This window comes from Pseudomonas atagonensis, from assembly GCF_011369485.1.
Classification (GTDB): Bacteria; Pseudomonadota; Gammaproteobacteria; order Pseudomonadales; family Pseudomonadaceae; genus Aquipseudomonas; species Aquipseudomonas atagonensis.
The window spans coordinates 1-23293 of sequence record NZ_VXCA01000008.1; the positions used below are offsets into that span (position 1 = coordinate 1).

The 23293-nt window shown below is 60.6% G+C and carries 22 protein-coding genes; 12 read left to right on the forward strand and 10 right to left on the reverse strand.

The window, feature by feature from the left end; translation table 11 throughout:
- Window positions 1–45: 45 nt before the first annotated feature.
- Window positions 46–1044 carry an AraC family transcriptional regulator gene (locus F2P67_RS05450; protein WP_166218337.1) on the reverse strand — a complete coding sequence of 333 codons (999 nt, stop codon included), beginning with the start codon at window positions 1042–1044 and terminating at the stop codon, window positions 46–48.
- 352 nt (window positions 1045–1396) lie between these two features.
- On the opposite strand from F2P67_RS05450, the gene F2P67_RS05455 reads away from it, so the two are divergent.
- Together F2P67_RS05455 and F2P67_RS05460 are read left to right on the forward strand one after the other, a co-directional pair.
- A complete protein-coding gene (locus F2P67_RS05455) occupies window positions 1397–2731 on the forward strand; it encodes a dicarboxylate/amino acid:cation symporter (protein ID WP_166218340.1) in 1335 nt (444 codons plus the stop codon).
- Window positions 2732–2920: 189 nt separating this feature from the next.
- Window positions 2921–4102: a CaiB/BaiF CoA transferase family protein gene (locus F2P67_RS05460; protein WP_166218343.1), complete on the forward strand. Its 1182-nt coding sequence runs from the start codon at window positions 2921–2923 to the stop codon at window positions 4100–4102.
- Between the two features lie 110 nt (window positions 4103–4212).
- Here F2P67_RS05460 and F2P67_RS05465 read toward each other — a convergent pair whose 3' ends face one another.
- Both F2P67_RS05465 and F2P67_RS05470 read right to left on the reverse strand, forming a co-directional pair.
- Window positions 4213–4707 carry a SprT family zinc-dependent metalloprotease gene (locus F2P67_RS05465; RefSeq protein WP_025112945.1) on the reverse strand — a complete coding sequence of 165 codons (495 nt, stop codon included), beginning with the start codon at window positions 4705–4707 and terminating at the stop codon, window positions 4213–4215.
- Between the two features lie 148 nt (window positions 4708–4855).
- Entirely contained in the window at window positions 4856–5458 is a 603-nt protein-coding gene (locus tag F2P67_RS05470) for a Yip1 family protein (RefSeq protein WP_007957761.1), read from the reverse strand.
- 453 nt (window positions 5459–5911) lie between these two features.
- On the opposite strand from F2P67_RS05470, the gene ttcA reads away from it, so the two are divergent.
- Together ttcA and F2P67_RS05480 are read left to right on the forward strand one after the other, a co-directional pair.
- On the forward strand, window positions 5912–6736 hold the full coding sequence (ttcA, locus tag F2P67_RS05475; RefSeq protein WP_166218346.1) for a tRNA 2-thiocytidine(32) synthetase TtcA: 825 nt from the start codon (window positions 5912–5914) through the stop codon (window positions 6734–6736).
- Window positions 6737–6905: 169 nt separating this feature from the next.
- Window positions 6906–7580: a DNA-3-methyladenine glycosylase I gene (locus F2P67_RS05480; RefSeq protein ID WP_166218349.1), complete on the forward strand. Its 675-nt coding sequence runs from the start codon at window positions 6906–6908 to the stop codon at window positions 7578–7580.
- A gap of 90 nt (window positions 7581–7670) precedes the next feature.
- On the opposite strand, the gene F2P67_RS05485 is transcribed toward F2P67_RS05480, so the two are convergent.
- The 3 genes from F2P67_RS05485 to arsC are packed head-to-tail and all read right to left on the reverse strand — an operon-like array spanning window position 7671 to window position 9045.
- Window positions 7671–8096 carry a DUF2069 domain-containing protein gene (locus tag F2P67_RS05485; protein WP_166218352.1) on the reverse strand — a complete coding sequence of 142 codons (426 nt, stop codon included), beginning with the start codon at window positions 8094–8096 and terminating at the stop codon, window positions 7671–7673.
- 2 nt (window positions 8097–8098) lie between these two features.
- Window positions 8099–8695 carry an NAD(P)H:quinone oxidoreductase gene (gene wrbA / locus F2P67_RS05490; RefSeq protein ID WP_103306881.1) on the reverse strand — a complete coding sequence of 199 codons (597 nt, stop codon included), beginning with the start codon at window positions 8693–8695 and terminating at the stop codon, window positions 8099–8101.
- Entirely contained in the window at window positions 8692–9045 is a 354-nt protein-coding gene (gene arsC, locus F2P67_RS05495; protein WP_166218355.1) for an arsenate reductase (glutaredoxin), read from the reverse strand. The genes wrbA and arsC overlap by 4 nt, the downstream gene beginning before the upstream one ends.
- 113 nt (window positions 9046–9158) lie before the next feature.
- Between arsC and F2P67_RS05500 the strand changes: the two genes are divergently transcribed.
- Complete coding sequence (locus tag F2P67_RS05500) at window positions 9159–9626, forward strand: TlpA disulfide reductase family protein (RefSeq protein ID WP_166218358.1); 468 nt, start codon at window positions 9159–9161, stop codon at window positions 9624–9626.
- A gap of 91 nt (window positions 9627–9717) precedes the next feature.
- Here the strand turns inward: F2P67_RS05500 and F2P67_RS05505 are convergent, their stop codons facing one another.
- Together F2P67_RS05505 and F2P67_RS05510 are read right to left on the reverse strand one after the other, a co-directional pair.
- Complete coding sequence (locus tag F2P67_RS05505; protein ID WP_166218361.1) at window positions 9718–10122, reverse strand: META domain-containing protein; 405 nt, start codon at window positions 10120–10122, stop codon at window positions 9718–9720.
- The gene (locus tag F2P67_RS05510) at window positions 10122–10556 is read right to left on the reverse strand and encodes a hypothetical protein (protein ID WP_038367468.1); all 435 of its coding nucleotides are present in this window, start codon (window positions 10554–10556) and stop codon (window positions 10122–10124) included. Before F2P67_RS05510 ends, F2P67_RS05505 begins: the two co-directional genes overlap by 1 nt.
- A gap of 133 nt (window positions 10557–10689) precedes the next feature.
- Between F2P67_RS05510 and F2P67_RS05515 the strand changes: the two genes are divergently transcribed.
- Window positions 10690–11133, forward strand: a complete 444-nt coding sequence (locus F2P67_RS05515) for a hypothetical protein (protein ID WP_166218363.1) — start codon at window positions 10690–10692, stop codon at window positions 11131–11133.
- An 11-nt stretch (window positions 11134–11144) separates the two neighbouring features.
- On the opposite strand, the gene F2P67_RS05520 is transcribed toward F2P67_RS05515, so the two are convergent.
- Entirely contained in the window at window positions 11145–12134 is a 990-nt protein-coding gene (locus F2P67_RS05520) for a 2-hydroxyacid dehydrogenase (RefSeq protein WP_166218366.1), read from the reverse strand.
- An 82-nt stretch (window positions 12135–12216) separates the two neighbouring features.
- Window positions 12217–14970 (reverse strand): response regulator, encoded by a 2754-nt coding sequence (locus F2P67_RS05525; RefSeq protein WP_166218369.1) that lies wholly within the window; start codon window positions 14968–14970, stop codon window positions 12217–12219.
- A gap of 219 nt (window positions 14971–15189) precedes the next feature.
- Here F2P67_RS05525 and F2P67_RS05530 point away from each other — a divergent pair, with 219 nt between their 5' ends.
- From F2P67_RS05530 to relA, 6 genes are all read left to right on the forward strand, one after another.
- A complete protein-coding gene (locus tag F2P67_RS05530) occupies window positions 15190–15912 on the forward strand; it encodes a response regulator transcription factor (RefSeq protein ID WP_166218372.1) in 723 nt (240 codons plus the stop codon).
- The gene (locus F2P67_RS05535; protein WP_166218375.1) at window positions 15899–17338 is read left to right on the forward strand and encodes a sensor histidine kinase; all 1440 of its coding nucleotides are present in this window, start codon (window positions 15899–15901) and stop codon (window positions 17336–17338) included. Before F2P67_RS05530 ends, F2P67_RS05535 begins: the two co-directional genes overlap by 14 nt.
- Before the next feature lie 164 nt (window positions 17339–17502).
- A complete protein-coding gene (locus F2P67_RS05540; RefSeq protein WP_166218387.1) occupies window positions 17503–18528 on the forward strand; it encodes a PDDEXK nuclease domain-containing protein in 1026 nt (341 codons plus the stop codon).
- Between the two features lie 107 nt (window positions 18529–18635).
- Window positions 18636–19538, forward strand: a complete 903-nt coding sequence (gene cysM, locus F2P67_RS05545; RefSeq protein ID WP_166218384.1) for a cysteine synthase CysM — start codon at window positions 18636–18638, stop codon at window positions 19536–19538.
- Window positions 19538–20914: a 23S rRNA (uracil(1939)-C(5))-methyltransferase RlmD gene (gene rlmD, locus F2P67_RS05550; protein WP_166218378.1), complete on the forward strand. Its 1377-nt coding sequence runs from the start codon at window positions 19538–19540 to the stop codon at window positions 20912–20914. The genes cysM and rlmD overlap by 1 nt, the downstream gene beginning before the upstream one ends.
- 101 nt (window positions 20915–21015) lie before the next feature.
- A complete protein-coding gene (relA, locus tag F2P67_RS05555) occupies window positions 21016–23259 on the forward strand; it encodes a GTP diphosphokinase (protein ID WP_166218381.1) in 2244 nt (747 codons plus the stop codon).
- Window positions 23260–23293 lie beyond the last annotated feature (34 nt).

A 23293-nucleotide genomic window follows, 5' to 3' on the forward strand; every position in this document is an offset into this window, starting at 1 on the left:
CCGAAGCAACGGATATGCCCTCAATCCAAAAAACCTGAAGTCTGCTCAATTCTCCTGCGCCCGATAAGCCCCCGGCGTCAGCCCCGTCCACTTCTTGAACGCCCGGTGAAACGCCGAAGGTTCGGAAAACCCGAGCTGCTCGGCAATCTGCTGCAACGACAGATCCGCCCGGCCCAAATGATAAATGGCGATATCCCGCCGCAACTGATCCTTCAGCTCCTGAAAACTGCTGCCTTCCTCGCGCAAATGCCGACGCAGCGTTTGCGGGCTGATGTGCAGGTGCGCGGCCACGGCTTCGAGGTCTGGCCAGCGCGCGCTGTCGCTGCTGAGCAGTCGACGCAGACGGCTGGTGAGGCTGTCGCCATCGTCCGGGCGGGACAGCAGGTCGGCGGGGGAGCGTTCGAGGAAGTGTTTGAGGGTGCGTTCGTCTTGCAGCAACGGCATCTGCAAATATCGGCTGTGGAAGACCAGGCTGCTGTGTTCCGTGGCAAACGTCAGCGGGCAGGGGAACAGCAAGTCGTATTCGGCGCCGTGGGCAGGTTTCGGGTAACTGAAGGTGGCCTGTTCGAGGCGGATGCGCTGGCCGATCAGCCAACTGCCGAGGCGGTGCCAGATCACCAGCAGGCTTTCTGTCAGAAAGTGATCCGGGTCCCACCATTGCGCATCGTCGAGGCTCAGGCGCACCCATTCGTCTTCGCGGCTGAGGGTCAGGCGCGGGGCGCCGGGGAATAGGCTATAAAACAATAAACCGCGTTGCAGCGCCTTCTCCAGATTGCGGCAGTGAATCGAGGCGTGGCACATCATGGCGAAGCTGCCCGGTTTGCTCGGCGCGTGGCCGAAGCCGAGGTATTCGTCGTCCAGCGCCAGCCACAGGCTCTGGATCAACCGGGTGAATTGCTCCGGCGCCAGGCGTGCGCGCGGCTCTTCGAGCAGTTCGGCGCTGATGCCCAGTTGCAGCAGCAGATCCGAATAGTCGAAACCTGCGCGGCGTGCGCCACCGAGGGCGGCTCGGACGAAATGACTGGCGATGGTGCGTTCGCGCATGGGTGCAGATCCTTCCTCAGGCGACCGAATGGTAGCCGGGGGCGATTGCGCACAACAAGGCGGATTTCCGCCAAATTACAGGACGAGCGTCGGCCAGTTGGCGGAAATCCGCCACATCGGCGTCACCGCTCAGTGACGAAATTAATCCTGCAGCGCCTGATATCAAAAGGCTTGCAGCGAAATGCACCAAAGTGGCACGAGGTTTGCGATAGAAGCGACAGAAGCGTGCGTCGATCCCGCCCGGGAAAGCGTCGCTCGAACAACAAATCCCTCCAGTGCAGGAGGGTTCGCAATTCAGGTTTTGCGGACAACAGATGGATGTTGCCCCGCGGGACTCTTGAGGACATTTGCAATGACGACTCGTCAGCCACTGTACAAATCCCTGTATTTCCAGGTGATCGTCGCAATTTGTATCGGTATCGCGCTCGGCCACTATTACCCGCAATTCGGCGTGGCGGTAAAGCCGCTGGGTGACGGGTTCATCAAACTGATCAAAATGATCATCGCCCCGATCATCTTCTGCACCGTGGTCAGCGGTATCGCTGGCATGCAAAGCATGAAGTCGGTCGGCAAGACCGGCGGTTACGCACTCCTGTACTTCGAAATCGTTTCGACCATCGCCCTGCTGGTCGGTCTGGTTGTGGTCAATATCGTGCAGCCGGGCAACGGCATGCACATTGATGTGGCCACCCTCGACGCTTCGAAAGTCGCGACCTACGTGGCACAAGGCGCGGATCAGAGCGTTGTCGGCTTCCTGCTCAACGTGATCCCGACCACCATCGTCGGCGCGTTCGCCACCGGTGACATCCTGCAAGTGCTGATGTTCTCGGTAATCTTCGGTTTCGCCCTGCATCGCCTGGGTGCTTACGGCAAGCCGATCCTCGACTTCATCGATCGCTTCGCCCACGTGATGTTCAACATCATCAACATGATCATGAAGCTTGCGCCCATCGGTGCCTTCGGTGCGATGGCGTTCACCATCGGTGCCTACGGTGTCGGCTCGCTGGTGCAGCTGGGTCAACTGATGATCTGCTTCTACATCACCTGCCTGGCGTTCATCCTGATCGTGCTCGGCGGCATCGCGCGCATGCACGGTTTCAGCGTGCTGAAGATGATCCGTTACATCCGTGAAGAGCTGCTGATCGTACTCGGCACCTCGTCGTCGGAATCGGTACTGCCACGCATGCTGATCAAAATGGAGCGTCTGGGCGCGAAGAAATCGGTCGTGGGTCTGGTGATCCCGACCGGTTACTCTTTCAACCTCGACGGTACTGCGATCTACCTGACCATGGCGGCCGTGTTCATTGCTCAGGCAACCGACACCCACATGGACATCACTCACCAGATCACGCTGCTGGTGGTGTTGCTGCTGTCCTCCAAAGGCGCAGCCGGTGTGACCGGTTCGGGCTTCATCGTGCTGGCCGCCACCCTGTCGGCGGTAGGTCACCTGCCGGTGGCCGGTCTGGCGCTGATTCTGGGTATCGACCGCTTCATGTCCGAAGCCCGTGCGCTGACCAACCTGGTCGGTAACGCCGTTGCCACCATCGTGGTTGCCAAGTGGGTGAAAGAGCTGGACACCGATACCCTGCAAACCGAGCTGGCCTCGGGTGGTCGCGGCATCATCGATACGCGTCCTGAAGACGACCTGGGTGTGGCCGAAGGCCCGACGCCAAGCAGCGTCAAGTAAGGCATGGACCCTGCATCAGCAAGATGCAGGGTTATCAAAAGCCCTTGTGGTGAGGGGATCAATCCCCAGCCACAAGGGTTTTTTATTGCCTGCGATTTGAGCGTAACGGTCATGTTTGCTGACACTTACGGTGATTGCTGCATGGGCGATGCCTGCCTAGGCTGATTGCATCGCACAAGGAGTTCGCCCATGTCTGCACCGCTGGCCTCATTGAAGATTCTGGATTTTTCGACCTTGCTGCCCGGGCCGTTCGCCTCGCTGCTGCTGGCAGACATGGGCGCCGAGGTGCTGCGCATCGAGTCGCCGACACGTCTGGATCTGCTGCGTGTGTTGCCGCCCCACGATGGCGGCATGTCGGCCAGCCACGCCTACCTCAATCGCAACAAGCGCAGCCTGGCGCTGGACCTGAAAAACCCCGAGGCGCTGGCCATCGTCAAGCAGTTGCTCGGTGATTACGACATCGTCCTCGAACAGTTTCGACCCGGCGTGATGGAGCGTCTGGGCCTGGGTTACGAAGCGTTGAAAGCGATCAACCCGAAGCTGATTTACGTGTCGATCAGCGGTTACGGCCAGACCGGGCCGTACAAGCATCGCGCTGGCCACGACATCAACTATCTGGCGCTGGCGGGGCTGGCCAGTTACACCGGACGCGCCGACAGCGGACCCTTGCCGCTGGGCATGCAAGTGGCGGATGTCGCCGGAGGCTCATTACACGGGGTGATCGGGCTGTTGGCGGCAGTGATCGCCCGCCAGCAGACCGGGCAGGGCACGCACCTGGACGTGAGCATGACCGATTGCGCGTTCAGCCTGAACGCCATGGCCGGTGCCGGGTATCTGGCGTGTGGCGAGGAGCCCGACTGGGAAGACCAGATGCTCAATGGCGGCAGTTTTTACGATTACTATCGCTCCCGCGACGGGCGCTGGATGTCGGTGGGCAGTCTGGAGCCGGGCTTCATGCAGCAACTGTGCGCAGCGTTGGGTCGGCCGGAGCTGGCGGCGCTGGGCCTGTCACCCAAACCCGAGCAGCAGCGGGCGCTGAAGGATGCGCTGAATGTCGAGTTCGAGAAGCACGACTTTGCCCAGTTGTGTGCATTGTTTGCCGGGATCGATGCCTGCGTCGAACCGGTGTTGAGTCTTGGCGAGGCGGTGAAGCATCCACAGTTGCAGGCACGGGAATTGGTCACGCAGGTGCCGCGGGGGGACGGTACGACGCAGGCGCAGATAGCGTGCCCGTTGAGGTTCTCCGAGGCGCTGCCGCCACCACGGCATGCCGGGGCGGTGCTGGGGCAGCATACGGATCAGGTGTTGGCGGAGTTGGGTTTAAGCCCTGAGCGGATTGCCGAACTACGTTCTGCGAAGGTAATTCTTTAGCGTCTGTGCTGGCCTATTCGCGAGCAAGCCCGCTCTCACATTGGAATGCATTTCTCCTGTGGGAGCGGGTTTGCTCGCGAAGGGTCGGCTAAGGCTGCACAGGGTCTGGATTACTCCACCCGCATCTCACCACTGAAAACCAATGTATTACGGCAGCGCCGACACAAATAGCGCCGCCCCTGCCGCACCAGGCTATGGCGCTGTGCGGAAAACGGAAAATCGCTGTCCGCACACGGGCATTTGTAGATGTAGCGGGTCACGCTGCGGCGCTTGATGGCGTAGGTGTGGCAGCGATCCGGCGGCAACTCGTAGACGCCACGCATGATCAGTTGCCACTCCTCGCCGTGGGGTTGGATGCGGTCGCCGAACAGTTGATGGGCGATCAGGTGCGCGACTTCGTGGGCTACGGTCTGCTTGAGGAAATGTTCGGTGTTTTCCCGATATAGCTGCGGATTGAAGCGCAGCAGATTCTCGTGCAGATGCGCGACCCCGGCTTTTTGTCCACGCAGCTTGAGGCTCACCACGGGGCGTTGGAAATGACGTTTGAAAAAGGATTCAGCGAGTTGGTAACAGTCTTCGACGCGGGTATTGAGTTGCTCGGGCATGCTTGATGGATCTCCAGAGGCGTCGAGTATGCCGCAAGCCTTGGGACTTGCGAATCGCCGAACTGCCGAATGGTCATCATCCACATGAGAAGGCCGCCTTGCGGCGGCCTGTGTTGGCGGATCGGGTTGTTCTCGGGAATGAAACGTTCTAGTTGGTATAAACCGGGCCGACGCCCAGCCCCCAGACGATCACGGTGAATGCCATGATGGCCACCAGCACCACCAGACCCACTGCCAGCACCGAGCTGGAAAACAGGAAACCTTCGTCCGATGGAATATTCATGAAGGTCGGCAGCCCGACGTACAGCAGATACACCGTGTAGCAGATGGCCGCCGTGCCGACGATCATGCCCAGCCACATGTGTGGATACAGTGCCGCCAGTCCACCAACGAACAACGGGGTCGCGGTGTAAGTAGCGAACGCCACGCAACGGGCCAGACTCGGGTTGGCGTCGTAGGTGCGAGCCATCCAGTGCACGAACGCGCCCATGACCGCGACACCGCCGAGCATCGCCAGGTACGACATGATCGTCATCCACAGCGCGCTTTCAACGGTGAGCATCACCGGCGCGCGATTGCCGATCACCCAGCCGACCTGCGTGGTGCCGATGAACGCCGAAACGGCCGGAATCGCCGCCAGTATCAGCGTGTGGGTCAGGTACATGTGGCTGATGCTTTCCTCTTGGTCGCCACGAATCTCCTTCCATTCCTGATCGGGGTGGGTAAAAAGTCCCACTACGTGATGGATCATGCCAGTCACTCCTCTTGTTATTGCCATCGCCCCCCAACGGAGCGCCTACGGGCCAAGGTGGCCGAGCAAATACAGGTCTTCAGATGTGTGCGACCTTATGTCGCAGTATAGAAAGGACTTAACCGCACAGGCACTAGGGGCTTAGAGCAAATCGCGCTGTAAACACGGGGCTTAATTGCCTTGAGGTCTTGGGGTAACGCGCCTGTTTATTTGAAATGCTTTGTGGCGAGGGGATTTATCCCCGTTCGGCCGCGCAGCGGTCGCCAAGCCATTCACCGCACAGTGTCAGGCAAATAGAGTTCTCAGGTATTGAGGCTGCTGCGCAACCCAGCGGGGATAAATCCCCTCACCACAAGGATTGAGTGAAGCAGAGGCAGACCCACGGCCCTTCGCGCACTCGGGGTTTTTTGCGTAAAATGCCGGCCTTTCGTCACACCTCACGGATTTCGCGTCATGGGCACTCTTACGGTCAACCAGAACAAACTGCAAAAGCGCCTGCGCCGCCTGGCCGGCGAAGCGGTCGCCGACTTCAACATGATCGAAGACGGTGACAAGGTCATGGTCTGCCTGTCCGGGGGCAAGGACAGCTACACCATGCTCGACGTGCTGATGCACCTGCAGAAGGTTGCACCGATCAAGTTCGACATCGTCGCGGTGAACATGGACCAGAAGCAGCCGGGCTTCCCCGAGCATGTGCTGCCGGCGTACCTCAAAGAGCTGGGCATCGAGTACCACATCGTCGAGAAAGACACCTATTCGGTGGTCAAAGAGCTGGTGCCGGAAGGCAAGACCACCTGCTCGTTGTGCTCGCGCCTGCGTCGCGGCACGCTGTACACCTTCGCCGACGAAATCGGCGCGACCAAAATGGCCCTCGGTCATCACCGTGACGACATCGTCGAAACGTTCTTCCTCAACATGTTCTTCAACGGCAGCCTCAAGGCGATGCCGCCGAAGCTGCGTGCCGACGACGGGCGCAACGTGGTGATCCGCCCGCTGGCCTACTGCAACGAGAAAGACATCCAGGCCTACTCGGACTTCAAGCAATTCCCGATCATCCCGTGCAACCTTTGCGGCTCCCAGGAAAACTTGCAGCGTCAGGTGGTCAAGGAAATGCTTCAGGACTGGGATCGCAAGACCCCGGGCCGCACCGAAAGCATTTTCCGCAGCCTGCAGAACGTGATCCCGTCGCAACTGGCCGACCGCAATCTGTTCGACTTCACCAGCCTGAAGATCGACGAGACGGCGGCTTCGCGCTTCGTTAACGTCGTAAACCTGTAAACCCGATTTTTGTAGGGCCACGCTTTTGTGGCGAGGGGATTTATCCCCGTTGGGCTGCGCAGCAGCCCCAGACTATTCTGGGAGCGCTTCGCGCTCCAACGGGGATAAATCCCCTCGCCACAGAGCCTGCTCCCACTTTGGTTTTTTGTTTCATTCGATAGGAGAGGGCATGCGCGATTACAAGTGGCTGCACGAATACTGTCTGAACCGCTTCGGTTCGGCGGCTGAACTGGAAGCCCATCTGCCCGTCCCCAAGACTCCCGCGCAACTGCGCAAAATCAGCGACGATCGTTACCTCTCGACCATGGCCCTGCGCGTGTTTCGTGCCGGACTCAAACACAGTCTGGTGGACGCCAAGTGGCCGGCCTTCGAGGAAGTGTTCTTCAAGTTCGACCCGGAAAAAGTCGTGCTGATGAGCGCCGAGCACCTTGAACGACTGATGCAGGACGCGCGGATCATTCGTCACTTGGGCAAGCTGAAAAGTGTGCCACGCAATGCGCAGTTCATTCTGGATGTCGAGAAAGACAAGGGCAGTTTCGGCGCGCTGCTCGCCGACTGGCCGGTGACCGATATCGTCGGTCTGTGGACCTACCTGAAAAAACACGGCCATCAATTGGGCGGGTTGTCGGCGCCACGCTTTTTGCGCATGGTCGGCAAGGATACCTTTGTGCCGAGCTACGACGTGGTCGCCGCGCTGAATGCGCAGAAGATCGTCGACAAGGTGCCGACCAGTCTGCGTGACCTGGCGATTGTGCAGGACGCCTTCAACCAGTGGCATGAACAGAGCGGTGGTCGGGCGATGAGCCAGATTTCGATGATGCTCGCGTATACAGTCAATCATTGAAACCGCGCCGCTCCCTTCGCGAGCAAGCCCGCTCCCACATTTTGGAATGCGTTTCTCTGTGGGAGCGAGCTTGCTCGCGAAGGCGTCCGCTCAGGCGACGCTGATCTCGCCTTCGCCCGCCAGCTTGCGGTTCAACTGATATCGCCAGCGCACGTACAACAACGCCGAGCAAAACACCGCCAGGCTCGCGACCATCTCCAGCACGCCAAACAACTGCCGGTTGGGGTCATACGCCGCCAGCGCGCCTTTAATGAAATACAGATTCACCACAAAACACATCCACGAATGCCCACGGGCGCTGCCCATGATCATTGCCGGGGCGAGCACGAGCCACGGGATCAGCTCGACCAGCAGAATCACCCAGGGGCGGGCGCCGTGCAGGTCGGCGAAGATCAGATAATAGGCGGCGAGCAATCCGGCCAAGGCAAAAAAACTTAGCAGACTGATGATCCGCATAGCTTTGACGCGCGGCTCCAGCCACTCGACCGAGGGCAGGACTTTCGGCTTTTTCGCCACCGTCAGCCCTCCAGCTTCTGTGCCGTTTTGGCCAGGCGCAGACCCAGCGCCCGGCACAGTGCGACTTCGTGCTGATCGAGGCCACTCTTGCCGTCAGCGCCGGCGTGATGGCTGGCGCCATAAGGTGTGCCGCCGCCCTGAGTTTCCAGCAACGCCGATTCGCTGTACGGCAGGCCGGTGATCAGCATGCCGTGGTGCAGCAGCGGCAGCATCATCGACAGTAGCGTGGTTTCCTGACCGCCATGCAGGCTGGCGGTGGAGGTGAACACACCGGCCGGTTTGCCGACGAGGGCGCCGGTCAGCCAGAGGTTGCTGGTGCCGTCGAGGAAGTATTTGAGCGGCGCGGCCATGTTGCCGAACCGCGTTGGGCTACCGAGGGCGAGGCCGGCGCAGTTCTTCAGATCGTCGAGGGTCGCGTAAAGCGCGCCTTCATCGGGAATGTCCGGCGCGACCGCTTCACACTCGGTGGAAATCGCCGGCACGGTACGCAGGCGTGCTTCGAGGCCGGCCTGCTCGACACCGCGGGCGATCTGCCGGGCCATCTCGTTGGTCGAGCCGCTGCGGCTGTAATACAGAACCAGAATGTACGGCGCGCTCACGGCAGCAACTCCAAGATCTGCTCCGGTGGACGGCCGATGACGGCTTTGTCGCCGACTTCGAGAATCGGTCGTTCCATCAGTTTCGGATGCTCGGCGATGGCGGCGATGAGTTGTGCTTCGCTGAGGCTGGTGTCGGCGAGCTGAAGCATTTTGTATTCATCTTCCCCGGTGCGCAGCAACTGACGCGCACTGATTCCGAGCTTGCCGAGCAGTGCCTTGATTTGTGCCGCATCCAGTGGGGTTTCAAGGTAGCGCACGACGTTTGGGGTCACGCCGCGGGCTTCAAGCAGTTCCAGCGCGCCGCGGGATTTCGAGCAGCGCGGATTGTGATAAAGCGTCAGATCGGTCATGGCGGGTCGCTTCTGGCGTAAAGTGGCGGCTATTCTAACTGTGCAACGCGCAATCCAGAACCTCGGGAGGCGATGGGTCGCAGGCGTATTCAAATTTTCACAAGGAACAGGACATGACACGGCGATTGGCAGCGGCATTGACGGTAATCGGGGCGTTGATGCTGGGGGGCTGCGGCAATGACTATGGCATCGACCAGAATGGTCAGAAAGTGGCGTCCGAGCGTCTCGACAAACAATGGGTCGTTATCAACTACTGGGCCGAATGGTGTGGCCCGTGCCGCACGGAAATCCCTGAGCTCAACCATTTGGCGGATGAACTCAAGAGCAAGAATGTCGGCGTGTTCGGGGTTAACTTCGACAATGTGCAGGGTGTCGAGCTGAAAGATGCCAGCGAAAAACTCGGCATCAAGTTCACCGTACTGGCACAGGATCCGGCCGAACTGTTCGACTTGCCGCGTAGCGAGGCCTTGCCGGTGACGTACATCATCGACAACAAGGGCAAGGTGCGGGAGCAGTTGATGGGTGAGCAGACGGCGGCGGGCGTGATGGCCAAGCTTGAGGCGTTGCAGGCGACCAAGTAACCCTGACGAGTTTTTTGTGGTGAAGGAGCTTGATGTGGCGAGGGGATAAATCCCCTCGCCACAAATTTACCTCAGCGCATTTCAAGAGGACTTAACCCTCTTCCAGCCACCAGCGCAGCGGCTTGCCTTCTGCCGGCCAGAAGCGCATCTGCTCGATCGGCGAGATGTCCCAGCGCTCGACATGTTCCAGCGCCTGCAGGAAGCGTTGTTCCTGCTCCATCAGCGCCGGGGCACACAACTTGCGGGTCTTGCCGATCTTGCCGAAGCTCAGCTTGTCGCCTTCCAGGGTGTACGGCGCAAACCAATGGTTGCAGCCGCCGTTGCCGTAAGCGCGACCGTCATCGCCGAGGGTCACGGTCAGATGGCTGTAATCCATCAATGGCCGCTCGCCGATCCACTCCAGAATGTAGCTGCGGTTCTGTTGCAATTGCACAGGCTCCGCGGCGCAGCCCGCCAGGCCAACACCGACCAGAGCGGTCAGGGCAAGGCGTTTCATCACGCAGGCTCCTGGCATTTCGGGCACAGGTGTTTGTCGCCGACCGCTTTCCAGCCCAGCTCGGCGATGCGCGCCGTGGCGGCCGGTTTTTCTGCGGTTTTACCCAGTTTGGCGTCGACTGCGAATTCGAAGCTCAGCTCTTTGGCGCAGCTGTCGCAGTTGACCTGCCAGGTGTGGATCGCCAGTTCGCCGAACACCGGGCCTGTGGTCATCGCGGTCCATTGCCCCGGCGGGTTGATCAGGTGGCGGACGGTTTCGACGGTCAGGCGCATGGACAAGTCCTTGCTGCCTTTAAGGGTGACCAACAGCGCGTCACCGATGCGAATCGAACCACCGTTGCCGGTGACCTGATAGCGGCCCGGTACGAGGGCGCGGCATTCGGTGAGGGTGTGTTGCGGGTTCATCAGGGTGTAGCGGAAATCGTGTTCGACCATGGATCCTCCAAATATGCGCGACATGCTAGCACGGGCTTGGTTGCAGAATGATGCGCGCTTGCGACCTTCGATCCGGTTCAAATCGACTCGCGCACATGGCAAACTGCCGCCCTCGAATCTGAAGGAACGGAACATGGCGCTGATCGACTGTTATGAATGCAAGCGGAGTATCAGCAACCAGGCGTTGGTGTGCATTCATTGCGGTGCTCCGTTGGCGGAGTACGCACAAGTGCAGAACACCCCGGCAGAAGCCCGGACGGCGACGATTTCGTTCGGCAGCCTGCCGCGCAACAATGCTGTCCCGGACGCCGTTGCGCCGCCGGTCTCGACACCTTTGCCCAAAGTGATGCCCGCCGCTGCGGGGCGTCGCCGCCGCCAGCAAGCCGAGCAGGCAGTGCAAGCGCCGAGCAACCCCGACGGCAGCCGCCCGGTGGAAGGCTGGCTGAAGATCATGGTGTTTCTGATGCCGATGGTTTTCGTCTGGTTCCTGCTGCGCAACGGCCACTCGAACAAACAACGCCTGTTCGGCTTTGGCTGGCTGGCGTTGCTGATCCTCGCCTCGTCACTGCCAAAATAACGCGCAGACGATCAACCCTCGACCTGGTTCTGCGGCGCGCCTGCCGCCCAGGTCGCGATGTTGTGCAGCGTGATCGCGGCAATCGCGCCCAACGCCTCGCGGGTCAGAAAGGCCTGATGCGCGGTAATGATCACGTTCGGAAAGGTCAGCAACCGCGCGAGGACATCGTCCTGCAACGGCAGGTCTGAGCGATCCTCGAAAAACAGCTGCGCCTCTTCTTCATAGACATCCAGTCCCAGATAGCCGAGTTGACCGTCCTTCAGCGCATCGATCAGCGCCGGCGTGTCCACCAGCCCGCCGCGTCCGGTATTGATGAGCATGGCGCCCGTTTGCATGTGCGCCAGCGAATCGCGGTTGATCAGGTGTTTGCTCTGCTCGTTGAGCGGGCAGTGCAGGCTGATGATCCGCGACTGCGCCAGCAACTCCGGCAGGCTCAGGTAGCGCGCACCCAAGGCCAGAACATCGGGGTTCGGATATGGATCGTAAGCGAGCAACTCACAACCGAAACCGTGCATGATTTTCGCAAACGTTGCGCCGATCTGACCGGTGCCGACGATGCCGACCGTTTTACCCACCAGATCAAAACCGGTCAGGCCGTGCAGGCTGAAATCGCCTTCGCGGGTGCGGTTGTAGGCGCGGTGCAGGCGCCGGTTCAGCGCCAGAATCAGCGCGACGGCGTGTTCGGCCACGGCATGTGGCGAGTAGGCCGGAACCCGCACGACCGCCAGACCAAGGCGTTTGGCCGCAGTAAGGTCGACGTGGTTGTAACCCGCCGAACGTAACGCAATCAGTCGTGTGCCGCCAGCGGACAGGCGCTCCAGCACCGGGGCACTGAGGTCATCATTGATGAAGGCACACACCACCTCGTGCCCGTCCGCCAGGGCGGCGGTGTCGAGGTTGAGTCGTGCCGGCTGAAAATACAGTTTGATGCTCGCCGGGCAGTCGGCGGCGAGGAAACTGTCGCGGTCGTAAGTCTGGCTGCTGAAAACAATCGTGCGCATCAAATCCTCCTGGAGCATCGACTCGGATGATCTCACCCGAGTGCACTTTAGCGCTGTCGGTGATGCCGGGCGTTGCGCTGGATCAGGCGCTGATCTTCGCCTGTGCGGCGAGGCGATTGATCGCCCGTTCCAGTTCATCCAGCGCCATCGGCGCTTTCGGGTCGTCCTGTTTGAGCAGGGTTTCGCTGCGCTGGCAGGCGGCGCGCAATTGCGGCACGCCGCAGTAACGCGTGGCACCGTGCAGACGATGAACCCGTTCCAGCAATGCGTTCTGATCGTGGCTGTCGCGGGCGCTGCGGATGGCTTCGCGATCGGCTTCCAGCGACGCCAGGAGCATGGCCAGCATGTCCGCTGCCAGATCCGCTTTGCCGGCGGCCAGGCGCAAACCTTCTTCCTGATCGAGTACCGGCAATTCGTGATTGCTCGCCGCCGCCTCGCCAGCCCGGTCCGGCGCCTGATTGCGCAGAGCCAGTCCGGTCCACTTCAGCACCACCTGCGCCAATTGCCGTTCGCTGATCGGTTTGGTCAGGTAGTCGTCCATGCCGCTTTGCAGCAGCGCACGTTTTTCGTTGGCCATCGCGTGGGCGGTGAGGGCGACGATCGGCAGCGGTGTGCAGTGCCTTTCGCTTTCCCAGTGGCGAATGGTTTCGGTGCTCTGGCGTCCGTCCATGCCCGGCATCTGCACGTCCATCAACACCAGATCGAAGGATTCTGTCTGCACCGCTTTGACGGCGGCGTAACCGCTTTCGACCGCGAGCACCTTCGCGCCCATGTCTTCGAGCAATGTCTGCACCAGCAACAGATTGGCCGGGTTGTCGTCGACACACAGCACCTTCGGCGCGCGACTGGACAAAGGCTCGCCCGGTTCGTTGCGAACCTGGCGCGGGTTGAGCAGGTCTGCCAGCGAGCGCCGCAACTTGCGCGTGCACGCCGGTTTGGCCTGTAGCTGGCTGTGCGGATTGGGCACCGAGAGATGGAACTGAGTCAGCTCGGTGGTCGGGCACAACACCAGCACCTTGCAGCCGAGGTGTTCGAGGTCCCAGATGTGCTGGTTAAGACGCTCCGGGAGCATGCCGTTGCTGGTGATGCCGATGACGGCCAGATCAATCGCCTGATCGGTCTGGTGCGCACCGGTGACGCCGTTGCTCAGGCTTTCGAGGGTATTGAACGGGGTCACGTCGAGGCCACAGTCTTCCAGTTGATGCTGCAAGGCCTGGCGCGCCAGCTCATGGTTTTCCAGCACGGCGACCCGGCGCCCGAGCAGCGGCGCCGACGGCAGGTCTTCGGCATCGTCGCGGGTTTTCGGCAGGTTCAGGCTGATCCAGAATTCCGAGCCTTCGCCCGGCGTGCTGTCGACGCCGATTTCGCCGCCCATCTGTTCGATCAGCCGTTTGGAAATCACCAGCCCCAGACCCGTGCCGCCAGGTTGGCGCGACAACGAGTTGTCGGCCTGACTGAAAGCCTGGAACAACGCGCGCACGTCCTGATTCGACAGGCCGATACCGGTGTCCTGAATACTGATGCGCAATTGCACGCTGTCTTCGTGTTCTTCCTCAAGCATCGCGCGGGCGACGATGGTGCCTTCGCGGGTGAACTTGATCGCGTTGCTCACAAGGTTGGTGAGGATCTGCTTCAGGCGCAGCGGATCGCCGACCAGCGACAGCGGCGTGTCACGGTAGACCAGACTCACCAGCTCAAGCTGCTTGGCGTGCGCGGCAGGGGCGAGGATGGTCAGAGTGTCCTGAAGCAGGTCGCGCAGGTTGAACGGAATGTGATCGAGCACCAGTTTGCCGGCCTCGATTTTCGAGAAATCGAGGATCTCGTTGATGATCCCGAGCAGGCTGTCGGCAGACTTTTCGATGGTGCCCAGATAGTCGAGCTGGCGCGGGGTCAGCTCGCTTTTCTGCAACAGGTGAGTGAAGCCGAGAATGCCGTTGAGCGGCGTGCGGATCTCGTGACTCATGTTGGCAAGGAATTCGGATTTGATCCGGCTGGCTTCCAGTGCCTCTTTGCGGGCCAGATCCAGCTCGATGTTCTGGATTTCGATGGTTTCCAGATTCTGCCGAACGTCTTCAGTGGCCTGATCGACACTGTGCTGCAATTCTTCGCGGGCGTTCTGCAGCGTGCCGGCCATGCGGTTGATGCCGGACGCCAGTTCGTCCAGTTCCTGGCTGCCGAGCGGTGGCAGACGGGTTTCCAGATGACCGTCCTTGAGCTGGGCGACGGCTTGTTTGATCTGGCTCAGCGGGCGGTTGATCGTGCGGCCCATGCGCAACGCCAGCAGCGCGGCACCGGCCAGACCTGCGGCGATCAACAGCAGGCTGGCAAACAGGCTGCGATAACCGCGCAGTAGCATGCCGTTGTGCGACAACTCCAGTTCGACCCAGCCGAGCAGGCGGTCGGACTCTGCGGGAATCAGCTCGCCGGCCAGGTTGCGATGTTTGCCGAATACCGGCATCAGGTAGCGGGTCGCGTCATTGCCACTGCGTCGTTGCAGCAGGGCGCTGTCGCCGCTCGGGGCCTGATTGAGCATGGTCGGGCCGGCGTGGGCCAGGGGCGAGCGGTCGGGGGCGAGGAACGTCACCGCGCGCACGTCCGGTTGTTCGAGGGATTGGGTGGCGATGCGTTCAAGCAGTTCGTTGTTGCCGTGGCCCATGGCGGGCGCCACCAGCGGTGCCAGTTGTTCGGCGATCATTTCGCCGCGCTGCATCAATTGGGTCTGCAGGTCGGACTGCTGCATCCAGGTGAAATAGCCACCCAGCACCAACGCCATCAGGCTGGTCGGTAACAGGGTCAGCAACAACACGCGACCTTTGATTCCCAGTTTCTTGAGCACGCCTCTCTCCTGCATCCCGCTGATCGGTTGACTCGCACGTGCGTCCGGCACGTGACATGGGCGCAGTGTAGCGATTTGCTTGCGGGCAATCTTCGGAAAAATGATGTCGCCATCGGTCGGCGCGTAACGGCTTGTTTGTCCGGCAGGTCAACCTTGGGTTGCCCGATGCCGGGCAATCTTGAATAATCGCCGGCAACTGAGAATGACTTGCAGATACTCATGACTCCTGTTTCCGTTGGCCAGCCACGCATACTTTCCATCGAAGACGATCCGGTGCTCGGCGCCTATGTTCACGAACATCTGGGCCGTAGCGGCTTTCAGGTGACCTGGTGCCAGAACGGCCAGGAAGGTCTGAGCATTGCCCGGCGCCAGCCGTTCGACGTGGTGCTGATGGACATTCTGTTGCCGGGACTGGACGGCCTGAACGTGCTGACCCAATTGCGTCAGAGCCATTCGACGCCGGTGCTGCTGATGTCGGCCCTCGGTGCCGAAGCGGATCGCATCAGCGGATTCCGCCTCGGCGCCGATGATTACCTGCCGAAACCGTTCAGCATGGCCGAGTTGCATGTGCGCATTGAAGCGATCCTGCGCCGGGTGGCCCTTGATCGGCGTCCGGCCATGGTGCAGGTACCGGCAGCGACCGGTGCGCTGTATTTCGACGATGAACAATGCGAAGTGTTTTACCGCGAACAGGCGGCCGGTCTGACCCGCAGCGAGTTTCGCCTGCTCGAGACCCTGCATCGCAACGATGAAGAAGTCTTGAGCAAAGCCTTCCTTTATCAGCATGTCCTGCAACGCGGTTATGCCGCGCACGACCGCAGCCTCGACATGCACATCAGCCAGATCCGCCGCAAACTCAAAGCCATCGGCTACACCGAGCGCGAGGTGCGCACGGTATGGGGCAAGGGCTACGTGTTGAGTGCCGCCGATGAAAATGTCTGAGCTGCCGGGGCGACACTCGCTGTTCTGGAAACTGGCCTTTCTGCTGGTCGCGTTCTGTCTGTTGATGATCTGGCTCAGTTGGTCATGGGGGCGGTACATGGAGGAGCGCAACCAGTTCCTCTCCGACGAGGCACGCGGCACGCTCGCCCGTTACGCCGCACAGGCTGAGCAGGCGTGGCAGCGGGGAGGGCGCAACGGGGTTGATGACTGGCTGCAAGGCATGGAGTTGCGCGAGGCGAGTTGGGTCGGCGTCATCGGCGGCAACCTGCAGTCGCTGAGCAACGATCCGCTGAATGAACAGGAAATCCAGCACCTGACCTTTTTGCGCGGGCTCGACTGGCCGATCCATAAAGAGGGGCGGCCGTGGTTGCGCATCCCGTTTCCCAAGGAGCCGTCCGCCGGCAGCCTGGTGATCGAGTTGCCCGAGCGCTTTCTGCCGGGCAAGTACCGCGTGTTCTGGCGGGTCATCACCAACGGCGTGATTCCGGGGCTGTTCACTTTGTTGTTGTGCGTCGGGCTGTACCGCTTGCTGGTGGTGCCGCTGAACAATCTGCGTGAACAGGCCAACGCCTGGCGTGCCGATCAATTGAATGTAAGGCTGTCGAGCGGCATCACCCAGCGCCCCGACGAACTGGGTGAATTGGCCCGGGCATTCGATTCGATGTCCGAGCGCCTGCAAACCACTGTCGCCGTGCAACAGCAATTGCTCCGCGATCTGTCCCATGAACTGCGCACCCCGCTGAGCCGCCTGCGCGTGGCCAGTGAGAGCGAGCAAGACCTGTTGCAATTGCGCGAACGCATCGGCCGCGAAGTTGACGGCATGCAACGGCTGGTGGAAGACACCCTGCAACTGGCGTGGCTCGACACCGATCGCTCACCATTGCCCGACGAGGCGATTCAGATCCAGGCGCTGTGGGAAATGCTCACCGACAATGCCTGTTATGAAAGCGGCTGGCCGAGCCTGCAATTGCAGTGCGCAGTGGAGTCCTCGTGCTGGGTACGCGGCAACCTCAACACCTTGGCTCAGGCGCTGGAAAACATTTTGCGTAACGCCATTCGGCATTCGCCAGAGGGCGGAATTGTGCGCCTCGATGGGCAACGGCAAGGCGATTATTGGCATCTGTGGCTGGAAGATCAGGGCGGCGGCGTGGCCGAAGCGGATCTTGAACGGATCTTTTCGCCGTTTACCCGGCTCGACGGTTCGCGCCCGGGAGATGGCGGCTTTGGCTTGGGTTTGAGCATTGCGAGGAATGCGGTGCAGCGCCAGGGCGGAATGTTGTGGGCCGAGAATGGTGAGGCGGGGTTGCGGCTGAATCTGCGGTTGTTGGCTGACGTTGATGCTGCGTCGACGGCTATCGCCAGCAGGGCCACTCCTTCAGATGCCAGCGGCGTGGCCCCAATCCTCATCCATCCGCAATCCATGTAGGAGTGAGCCTGCTCACGGTGTAGTCCATCCGGGCTGCCAATCCTGCTGGTTTGCGGGAGCGCACGTCTTTTTTTGTACGACCTTTCCCAAGTTGCATTAGTGGTCATTTTCAGCGTTCCGAACGGTTTAGGCTCGTGCTTCACCTGATCTTCAAGGAATTGCGCATGACTGCATCCAGCCTCATTGGCAGCCCCGATGGCGAACGCTTCAACGAAGTGCTCGCACTGATCCACAGTTCCAGACACAAGGCCATGCAGGCGGTAAACACTCACCTGATTGAGCTTTATTGGCAGGTGGGGGCACATATCAGTCGCAAGATTGAGCAGGCGGAGTGGGGTGATTCGGTCATTACTCAACTGGCCGCACATCTGGCGCATACCCAACCGGGATTGCGTGGCTTCACCCGGCCGAATCTGTTCCGCATGCGCCAGTTTTTTGAGGCCTATCGGGATGATCCAATTGTCTCACCACTGGTGAGACAATTGCCGTGGACTCACAACATGATCATTTTGAGCCAAAGCAAACACCCGGAAGAGCGGGGTTTCTACTTGCGAATGGCTGTTCAGGAAAAGTGGTCGAAGCGCGAACTGGAACGCCAATTCAAAACGGCTCTGTTCGAGCGAAGCGTCTCCGATCCAGCAAAAGCCTCCGCGGCACTGAAGCAAGCCCATCCAGCAGCCCTGGAGATTTTTCGTGATACTTACATGGTCGAGTTTCTCGACCTGCCCGGCACCCATTCCGAAACCAATCTGCACCAAGGCCTGCTATCTCGCCTCAAAACTTTCCTGATCGAACTCGGTCGTGACTTCTGCTTTGTCGGCTCTGAATATCCGTTGCAAGTTGGCGGCCGGGACTTCTCCCTCGATCTCCTGTTCTTCCACCGAGGGCTCAACTGTCTGGTGGCCATTGAACTCAAGGTCGGGCGCTTCGAGCCGGAGTACCTCGGCAAACTGGATTTCTATCTGGAAGCGCTGGATCGCAATGTGCGCAAGCCCCACGAAAACCCCGCCATCGGTGTATTGCTGTGTGCCAGCAAGGAAGACGAGGTCGTCGAGTACGCTCTCAATCGCAGTCTTTCGCCTGCCTTGATAGCGCAGTATCAAACCTGTCTGCCGGATAAACAGTTGCTGCAAGCCAAGCTGCATGAGTTTTACGCGCTGGATACTGCCCATGCCGAAAGTCTGGGTTAGCCGCTCCTTATTCCCATAAACCATAAGCACCACACTTTGCGTGATATGGCCTGCGCGGGTTTGCCGGTATGATAGGCGCCCCCGCACGTCTGGATTGCGAATACGCCATGACCCTGCAGTACCCAACCATCGCCGATTGCGTCGGCAACACTCCGCTGGTGCGTTTGCAGCGCCTGACCCGTGCCACCAGCAACACTCTATTGCTCAAGCTCGAAGGGAATAACCCGGCGGGTTCGGTCAAGGACCGTCCGGCGCTGTCGATGATCACCCGCGCCGAGCTGCGCGGGCAGATTCACGCCGGCGATACGCTGATCGAGGCGACCTCGGGTAACACCGGTATCGCTCTGGCGATGGCGGCTGCGATCAAGGGTTACAAGATGATCCTGATCATGCCGGACAACTCCAGCGCCGAGCGTAAAGCGGCAATGACCGCGTACGGTGCCGAGTTGATTCTGGTCAGCCAGGAAGAGGGCATGGAAGGTGCGCGCGATCTCGCTCAGCGCATGGAAGCCGAAGGCCGTGGCAAGGTGCTCGATCAGTTCGCCAATGGTGATAACCCTGAGGCGCATTACACCACCACTGGCCCGGAAATCTGGCGCCAGACCCAGGGCAGCATCACTCATTTCGTCAGCTCGATGGGCACCACCGGCACCATCATGGGCGTGTCGCGCTACTTGAAAGAGCAGAACGACAACGTGCAGATCGTCGGGCTGCAGCCGATGGAAGGCTCGGCCATTCCCGGCATCCGTCGCTGGCCGCAGGAATACCTGCCAAAGATCTATCAAGCCGATCGCGTTGATCGCATCGTCGACATGGCGCAAAGCGAAGCCGAGGACGTTACCCGTCGTCTGGCCCGCGAAGAAGGCATCTTCTGCGGCGTGTCCTCGGGCGGTGCGGTGGCAGCGATGCTGCGCCTGTCCAAAGAAGTTGAAAACGCGGTGATCGTCGCGATCATCTGCGACCGTGGCGACCGTTACCTGTCGACCGGCATTTTTGACGCGCCCAACTGATGGCCAAGCACGAGAGAGGCCTGCGCTTCCAGCCCACCGGCGGCAGCAAGGCCGCGCAAATCCCGACCGGCAAAAAGCAGCGCTTGAAGATCGAGCGCCTGGCCAATGACGGTCGCGGCATCGCGTTTTTCGAAGGCAAAACCTGGTTCGTCCTCGGCGCCCTGGCGGGTGAAGAAGTCGAAGCGCGGGTGCTGGGCGCCCACGGCAAAGTGGTTGAAGCGCGCACCGAACGCGTGTTCACGGCCAGCGAACTGCGCCGCCCCGCACCGTGTGCGCACGCCGGTCGTTGTGGCGGTTGCAGCGTTCAGCATTTGCCCCATGGCGAACAGCTTGCCCTGAAACAGCGCATGCTCGCCGAGCAATTGTCCAAGGTCGCCGGTGTTGAACCGCAGGAGTGGGCGGCACCGCTGACCGGTCCCGAGTTTGGCTATCGCCGACGTGCCCGGATCGCCGTGCGCTGGGACATGAAGGCAAAGAAACTCGAAGTCGGTTTCCGCGCCGCCGGCAGTCAGGACATCGTTGCGATCAGCGAATGCCCTGTGCTGGTACAGCCCTTGCAACCGATCATGACCCGTTTGCCGGAGATGCTCCGTCGCTTGAGCAAGCCGCAAGCGCTGGGCCATGTCGAGTTGTTCAGCGGTTCGTCATTGGCGGTGCTGTTGCGCCACATGGCGCCGTTGTCCGAGGCGGACATGACCATCCTCAAGGACTTCTGCCAATTCCATGAGGCGCAGTTGTGGCTGCATGGCGAAGGCGAGCCGCAGCCGGTCGATGCGAGCCAGTCGCTGGGCTATCGCCTGGAGAAGTGGGATCTGGATCTGGCTTACCGCCCGGGAGACTTTATCCAGGTCAACGCCGGCGTTAACGAAGCCATGGTTGCGCAGGCGCTGGACTGGTTGAAACCGGGCAGCGATGAGCGTGTGCTGGACTTGTTCTGCGGGCTGGGCAACTTTGCCTTGCCGTTGGCCAAGGGCGTGCGTGAAGTGGTGGCGGTTGAAGGTGTGCAAACCATGGTCGATCGCGCCGCCGCCAACGCCGCTAGTAACAATTTGCATAACACAAAGTTTTTTCAAGCCGATTTATCCCAGCCTTTGACCGATGCCCAGTGGATCGGAAACGGCTTTTCTGCGGTACTCTTGGACCCACCGCGTGACGGTGCTTTCGAGGTGGTGCGCAAGCTCGCGACCCTGGGTGCCAAACGGTTGGTGTATGTGTCGTGCAACCCTGCAACTCTGGCGCGCGATACGGTCGAATTGATCAAGCAGGGCTACCGGTTAAAACGTGCCGGGATTCTCGATATGTTTCCTCAGACGGCGCATGTCGAGGCCATGGCGTTATTTGAAGCGAGCCAGGACGGCTCGTCTGAATCCGTCTGATCTGTCCGTGTCGCGCTCGCATTAGCCCCGCGAGCGCAAACGGGCAACGAAGGTCAGCGATTTGACGCATTGAATCTGCGTCGTAGGGAAGGTAAAGCAAGATGGTACAGGTGAGAGCACACCAGCCGATCAACACTGACGGCAGTATCAATCTCGAGGCTTGGCTCGATCACGCGGTCAGTGTCGATCTGGCACTGGATCGCGAAGCCTTGAAAGAAGCCTGCGAGTTCGCTCGCGAGGCCGAACAACAGTCCAATGCCGCGAAGAATCTGTGGGCCGAAGGCTCCGGCAGCTTCAGCACGGGACTCGAGATCGCAGAAATTCTCGCCGATCTCAAACTCGACCAGGATTCGCTGGTCGCCGCCGTCCTCTATCGCGGCGTGCGTGAAGGCCAGATCGAACTCGCGGCCGTCAGCCAGCGCTTTGGCCCGGTCGTCGCCAAACTGATCGATGGCGTGCAGCGCATGGCCGCGATCAGTGCCAGTCTCAGCCCGCGCCAGTCGATGGTCATGGGCACGCAAGGGCAGGTGGAAAACCTGCGCAAGATGCTCGTGGCGATGGTCGACGACGTGCGTGTTGCGCTGATCAAACTGGCCGAACGTACCTGCGCCATCCGCGCAGTGAAAACCGCCGACGACGAAAAACGTAACCGGGTTGCCCGGGAAGTGTTCGACATCTATGCACCGCTCGCGCATCGACTCGGCATCGGTCATATCAAATGGGAACTGGAGGACTTGTCCTTCCGTTACCTGGAGCCTGATCAATACAAACAGATCGCCAAGTTGCTGCACGAGCGGCGGCTCGATCGCGAGCGTTTCATCGCTGACGTGATGACCCAGCTCAAGGATGAATTGCAGGCCACCGGCGTCGATGCCGACATCAGCGGCCGGGCCAAACACATCTATTCGATCTGGCGCAAAATGCAGCGTAAGGGTCTGGAATTCAGCCAGATCTACGATGTTCGCGCCGTTCGCGTGCTAGTGCCGGAAATGCGCGACTGCTACACCGCGCTCGGCATCGTCCACACGCTGTGGCGGCACATCCCGAAAGAATTCGACGACTACATCGCCAACCCGAAAGAGAACGGCTACCGCTCGCTGCACACGGCGGTAATCGGCCCGGAAGGCAAAGTGCTCGAGGTGCAGATCCGTACTCACTCCATGCATGAAGAGGCCGAACTCGGCGTCTGCGCGCACTGGCGTTACAAGGGCACCGACGTCAAATCCGGCTCCAACCATTACGAAGAGAAAATTTCCTGGCTGCGTCAGGTGCTCGAGTGGCACGAAGAACTGGGCGATATCGGCGGTCTGGCGGAACAGCTACGGGTCGATATCGAGCCGGATCGGGTGTACATCTTCACCCCCGACGGTCACGCCATCGACTTGCCCAAAGGCGCGACGCCGCTGGACTTCGCCTACCGCGTGCACACCGAGATCGGCCACAACTGCCGTGGCGCGAAGATCAACGGGCGGATCGTGCCGCTCAACTACAGCCTGCAGACCGGCGAGCAGGTCGAGATCATCACCAGCAAGCACGGCACGCCGAGCCGCGACTGGCTGAACCCGAACCTCGGTTATGTCACTACTTCGCGGGCGCGGGCGAAGATCGTTCACTGGTTCAAGCTGCAGGCTCGCGATCAGAACGTCGCGGCTGGTAAAACCCTGATTGAGCGCGAACTCAATCGCCTCGGCCTGCCGGCGGTGGATTTCGACAAGCTGGCCGAAAAAGCCAACATGAAAACCGCCGAGGACATGTTCGCCGCCCTTGGTGCCGGCGACTTGCGTCTGGCGCAACTGGTCAATCTGGCGCAGCAACTGGTCGAGCCGGAACGCGGCAACGAACAGCTGGAGCTGATCCCGCGCAAAGCCACCGGTTACAAACCGGGTAAACGCGGCGATATTCAGATCCAGGGCGTCGGCAATCTGATGACCCAGATGGCGGGCTGCTGCCAGCCGCTGCCTGGCGATGCGATTGTCGGTTACATCACTCAGGGCCGTGGCGTGAGCATTCACCGTCAGGATTGCGCCTCGGTGCTACAACTGGCCGGCCGCGAGCCGGAGCGGATCATTCAGGTCAGTTGGGGTCCGGTGCCGGTGCTCACCTACCCGGTGGACATTGTCATCCGCGCCTACGACCGTTCCGGTCTGCTGCGTGACGTCTCGCAAGTGCTGCTCAACGAGCGGATCAACGTGCTGGCGGTCAATACCCGCTCGAACAAGGAGGACAACACCGCGCTGATGTCCCTGACCATCGAGATTCCGGGGCTGGACGCGCTGGGGCGGTTGCTGGGGCGGATTTCGCAGTTGCCGAACATCATTGAGACACGGCGCAACCGTACCCCGTGACGGCACGCCGAGCCTTGATCGTTCCCACGCTCCG

What these genes read in the sequence shown, in the direction of transcription:
- F2P67_RS05500 (WP_166218358.1), top strand. Translation starts at nt 9,159, where the DNA reads ATGACACGGCGATTGGCAGCGGCATTGACGGTAATCGGGGCGTTGATG.
- relA (WP_166218381.1), top strand. Translation starts at nt 21,016, where the DNA reads ATGGTACAGGTGAGAGCACACCAGCCGATCAACACTGACGGCAGTATC.
- cysM (WP_166218384.1), top strand. Translation starts at nt 18,636, where the DNA reads ATGACCCTGCAGTACCCAACCATCGCCGATTGCGTCGGCAACACTCCG.
- F2P67_RS05520 (WP_166218366.1), bottom strand. Translation starts at nt 12,134, where the DNA reads ATGCGCACGATTGTTTTCAGCAGCCAGACTTACGACCGCGACAGTTTC.
- F2P67_RS05480 (WP_166218349.1), top strand. Translation starts at nt 6,906, where the DNA reads ATGCGCGATTACAAGTGGCTGCACGAATACTGTCTGAACCGCTTCGGT.
- F2P67_RS05455 (WP_166218340.1), top strand. Translation starts at nt 1,397, where the DNA reads ATGACGACTCGTCAGCCACTGTACAAATCCCTGTATTTCCAGGTGATC.
- F2P67_RS05530 (WP_166218372.1), top strand. Translation starts at nt 15,190, where the DNA reads ATGACTCCTGTTTCCGTTGGCCAGCCACGCATACTTTCCATCGAAGAC.
- F2P67_RS05460 (WP_166218343.1), top strand. Translation starts at nt 2,921, where the DNA reads ATGTCTGCACCGCTGGCCTCATTGAAGATTCTGGATTTTTCGACCTTG.
- F2P67_RS05465 (WP_025112945.1), bottom strand. Translation starts at nt 4,707, where the DNA reads ATGCCCGAGCAACTCAATACCCGCGTCGAAGACTGTTACCAACTCGCT.
- F2P67_RS05505 (WP_166218361.1), bottom strand. Translation starts at nt 10,122, where the DNA reads ATGAAACGCCTTGCCCTGACCGCTCTGGTCGGTGTTGGCCTGGCGGGC.
- F2P67_RS05510 (WP_038367468.1), bottom strand. Translation starts at nt 10,556, where the DNA reads ATGGTCGAACACGATTTCCGCTACACCCTGATGAACCCGCAACACACC.
- F2P67_RS05535 (WP_166218375.1), top strand. Translation starts at nt 15,899, where the DNA reads ATGAAAATGTCTGAGCTGCCGGGGCGACACTCGCTGTTCTGGAAACTG.
- F2P67_RS05470 (WP_007957761.1), bottom strand. Translation starts at nt 5,458, where the DNA reads ATGATCCATCACGTAGTGGGACTTTTTACCCACCCCGATCAGGAATGG.
- rlmD (WP_166218378.1), top strand. Translation starts at nt 19,538, where the DNA reads ATGGCCAAGCACGAGAGAGGCCTGCGCTTCCAGCCCACCGGCGGCAGC.
- arsC (WP_166218355.1), bottom strand. Translation starts at nt 9,045, where the DNA reads ATGACCGATCTGACGCTTTATCACAATCCGCGCTGCTCGAAATCCCGC.
- F2P67_RS05540 (WP_166218387.1), top strand. Translation starts at nt 17,503, where the DNA reads ATGACTGCATCCAGCCTCATTGGCAGCCCCGATGGCGAACGCTTCAAC.
- ttcA (WP_166218346.1), top strand. Translation starts at nt 5,912, where the DNA reads ATGGGCACTCTTACGGTCAACCAGAACAAACTGCAAAAGCGCCTGCGC.
- F2P67_RS05450 (WP_166218337.1), bottom strand. Translation starts at nt 1,044, where the DNA reads ATGCGCGAACGCACCATCGCCAGTCATTTCGTCCGAGCCGCCCTCGGT.
- F2P67_RS05515 (WP_166218363.1), top strand. Translation starts at nt 10,690, where the DNA reads ATGGCGCTGATCGACTGTTATGAATGCAAGCGGAGTATCAGCAACCAG.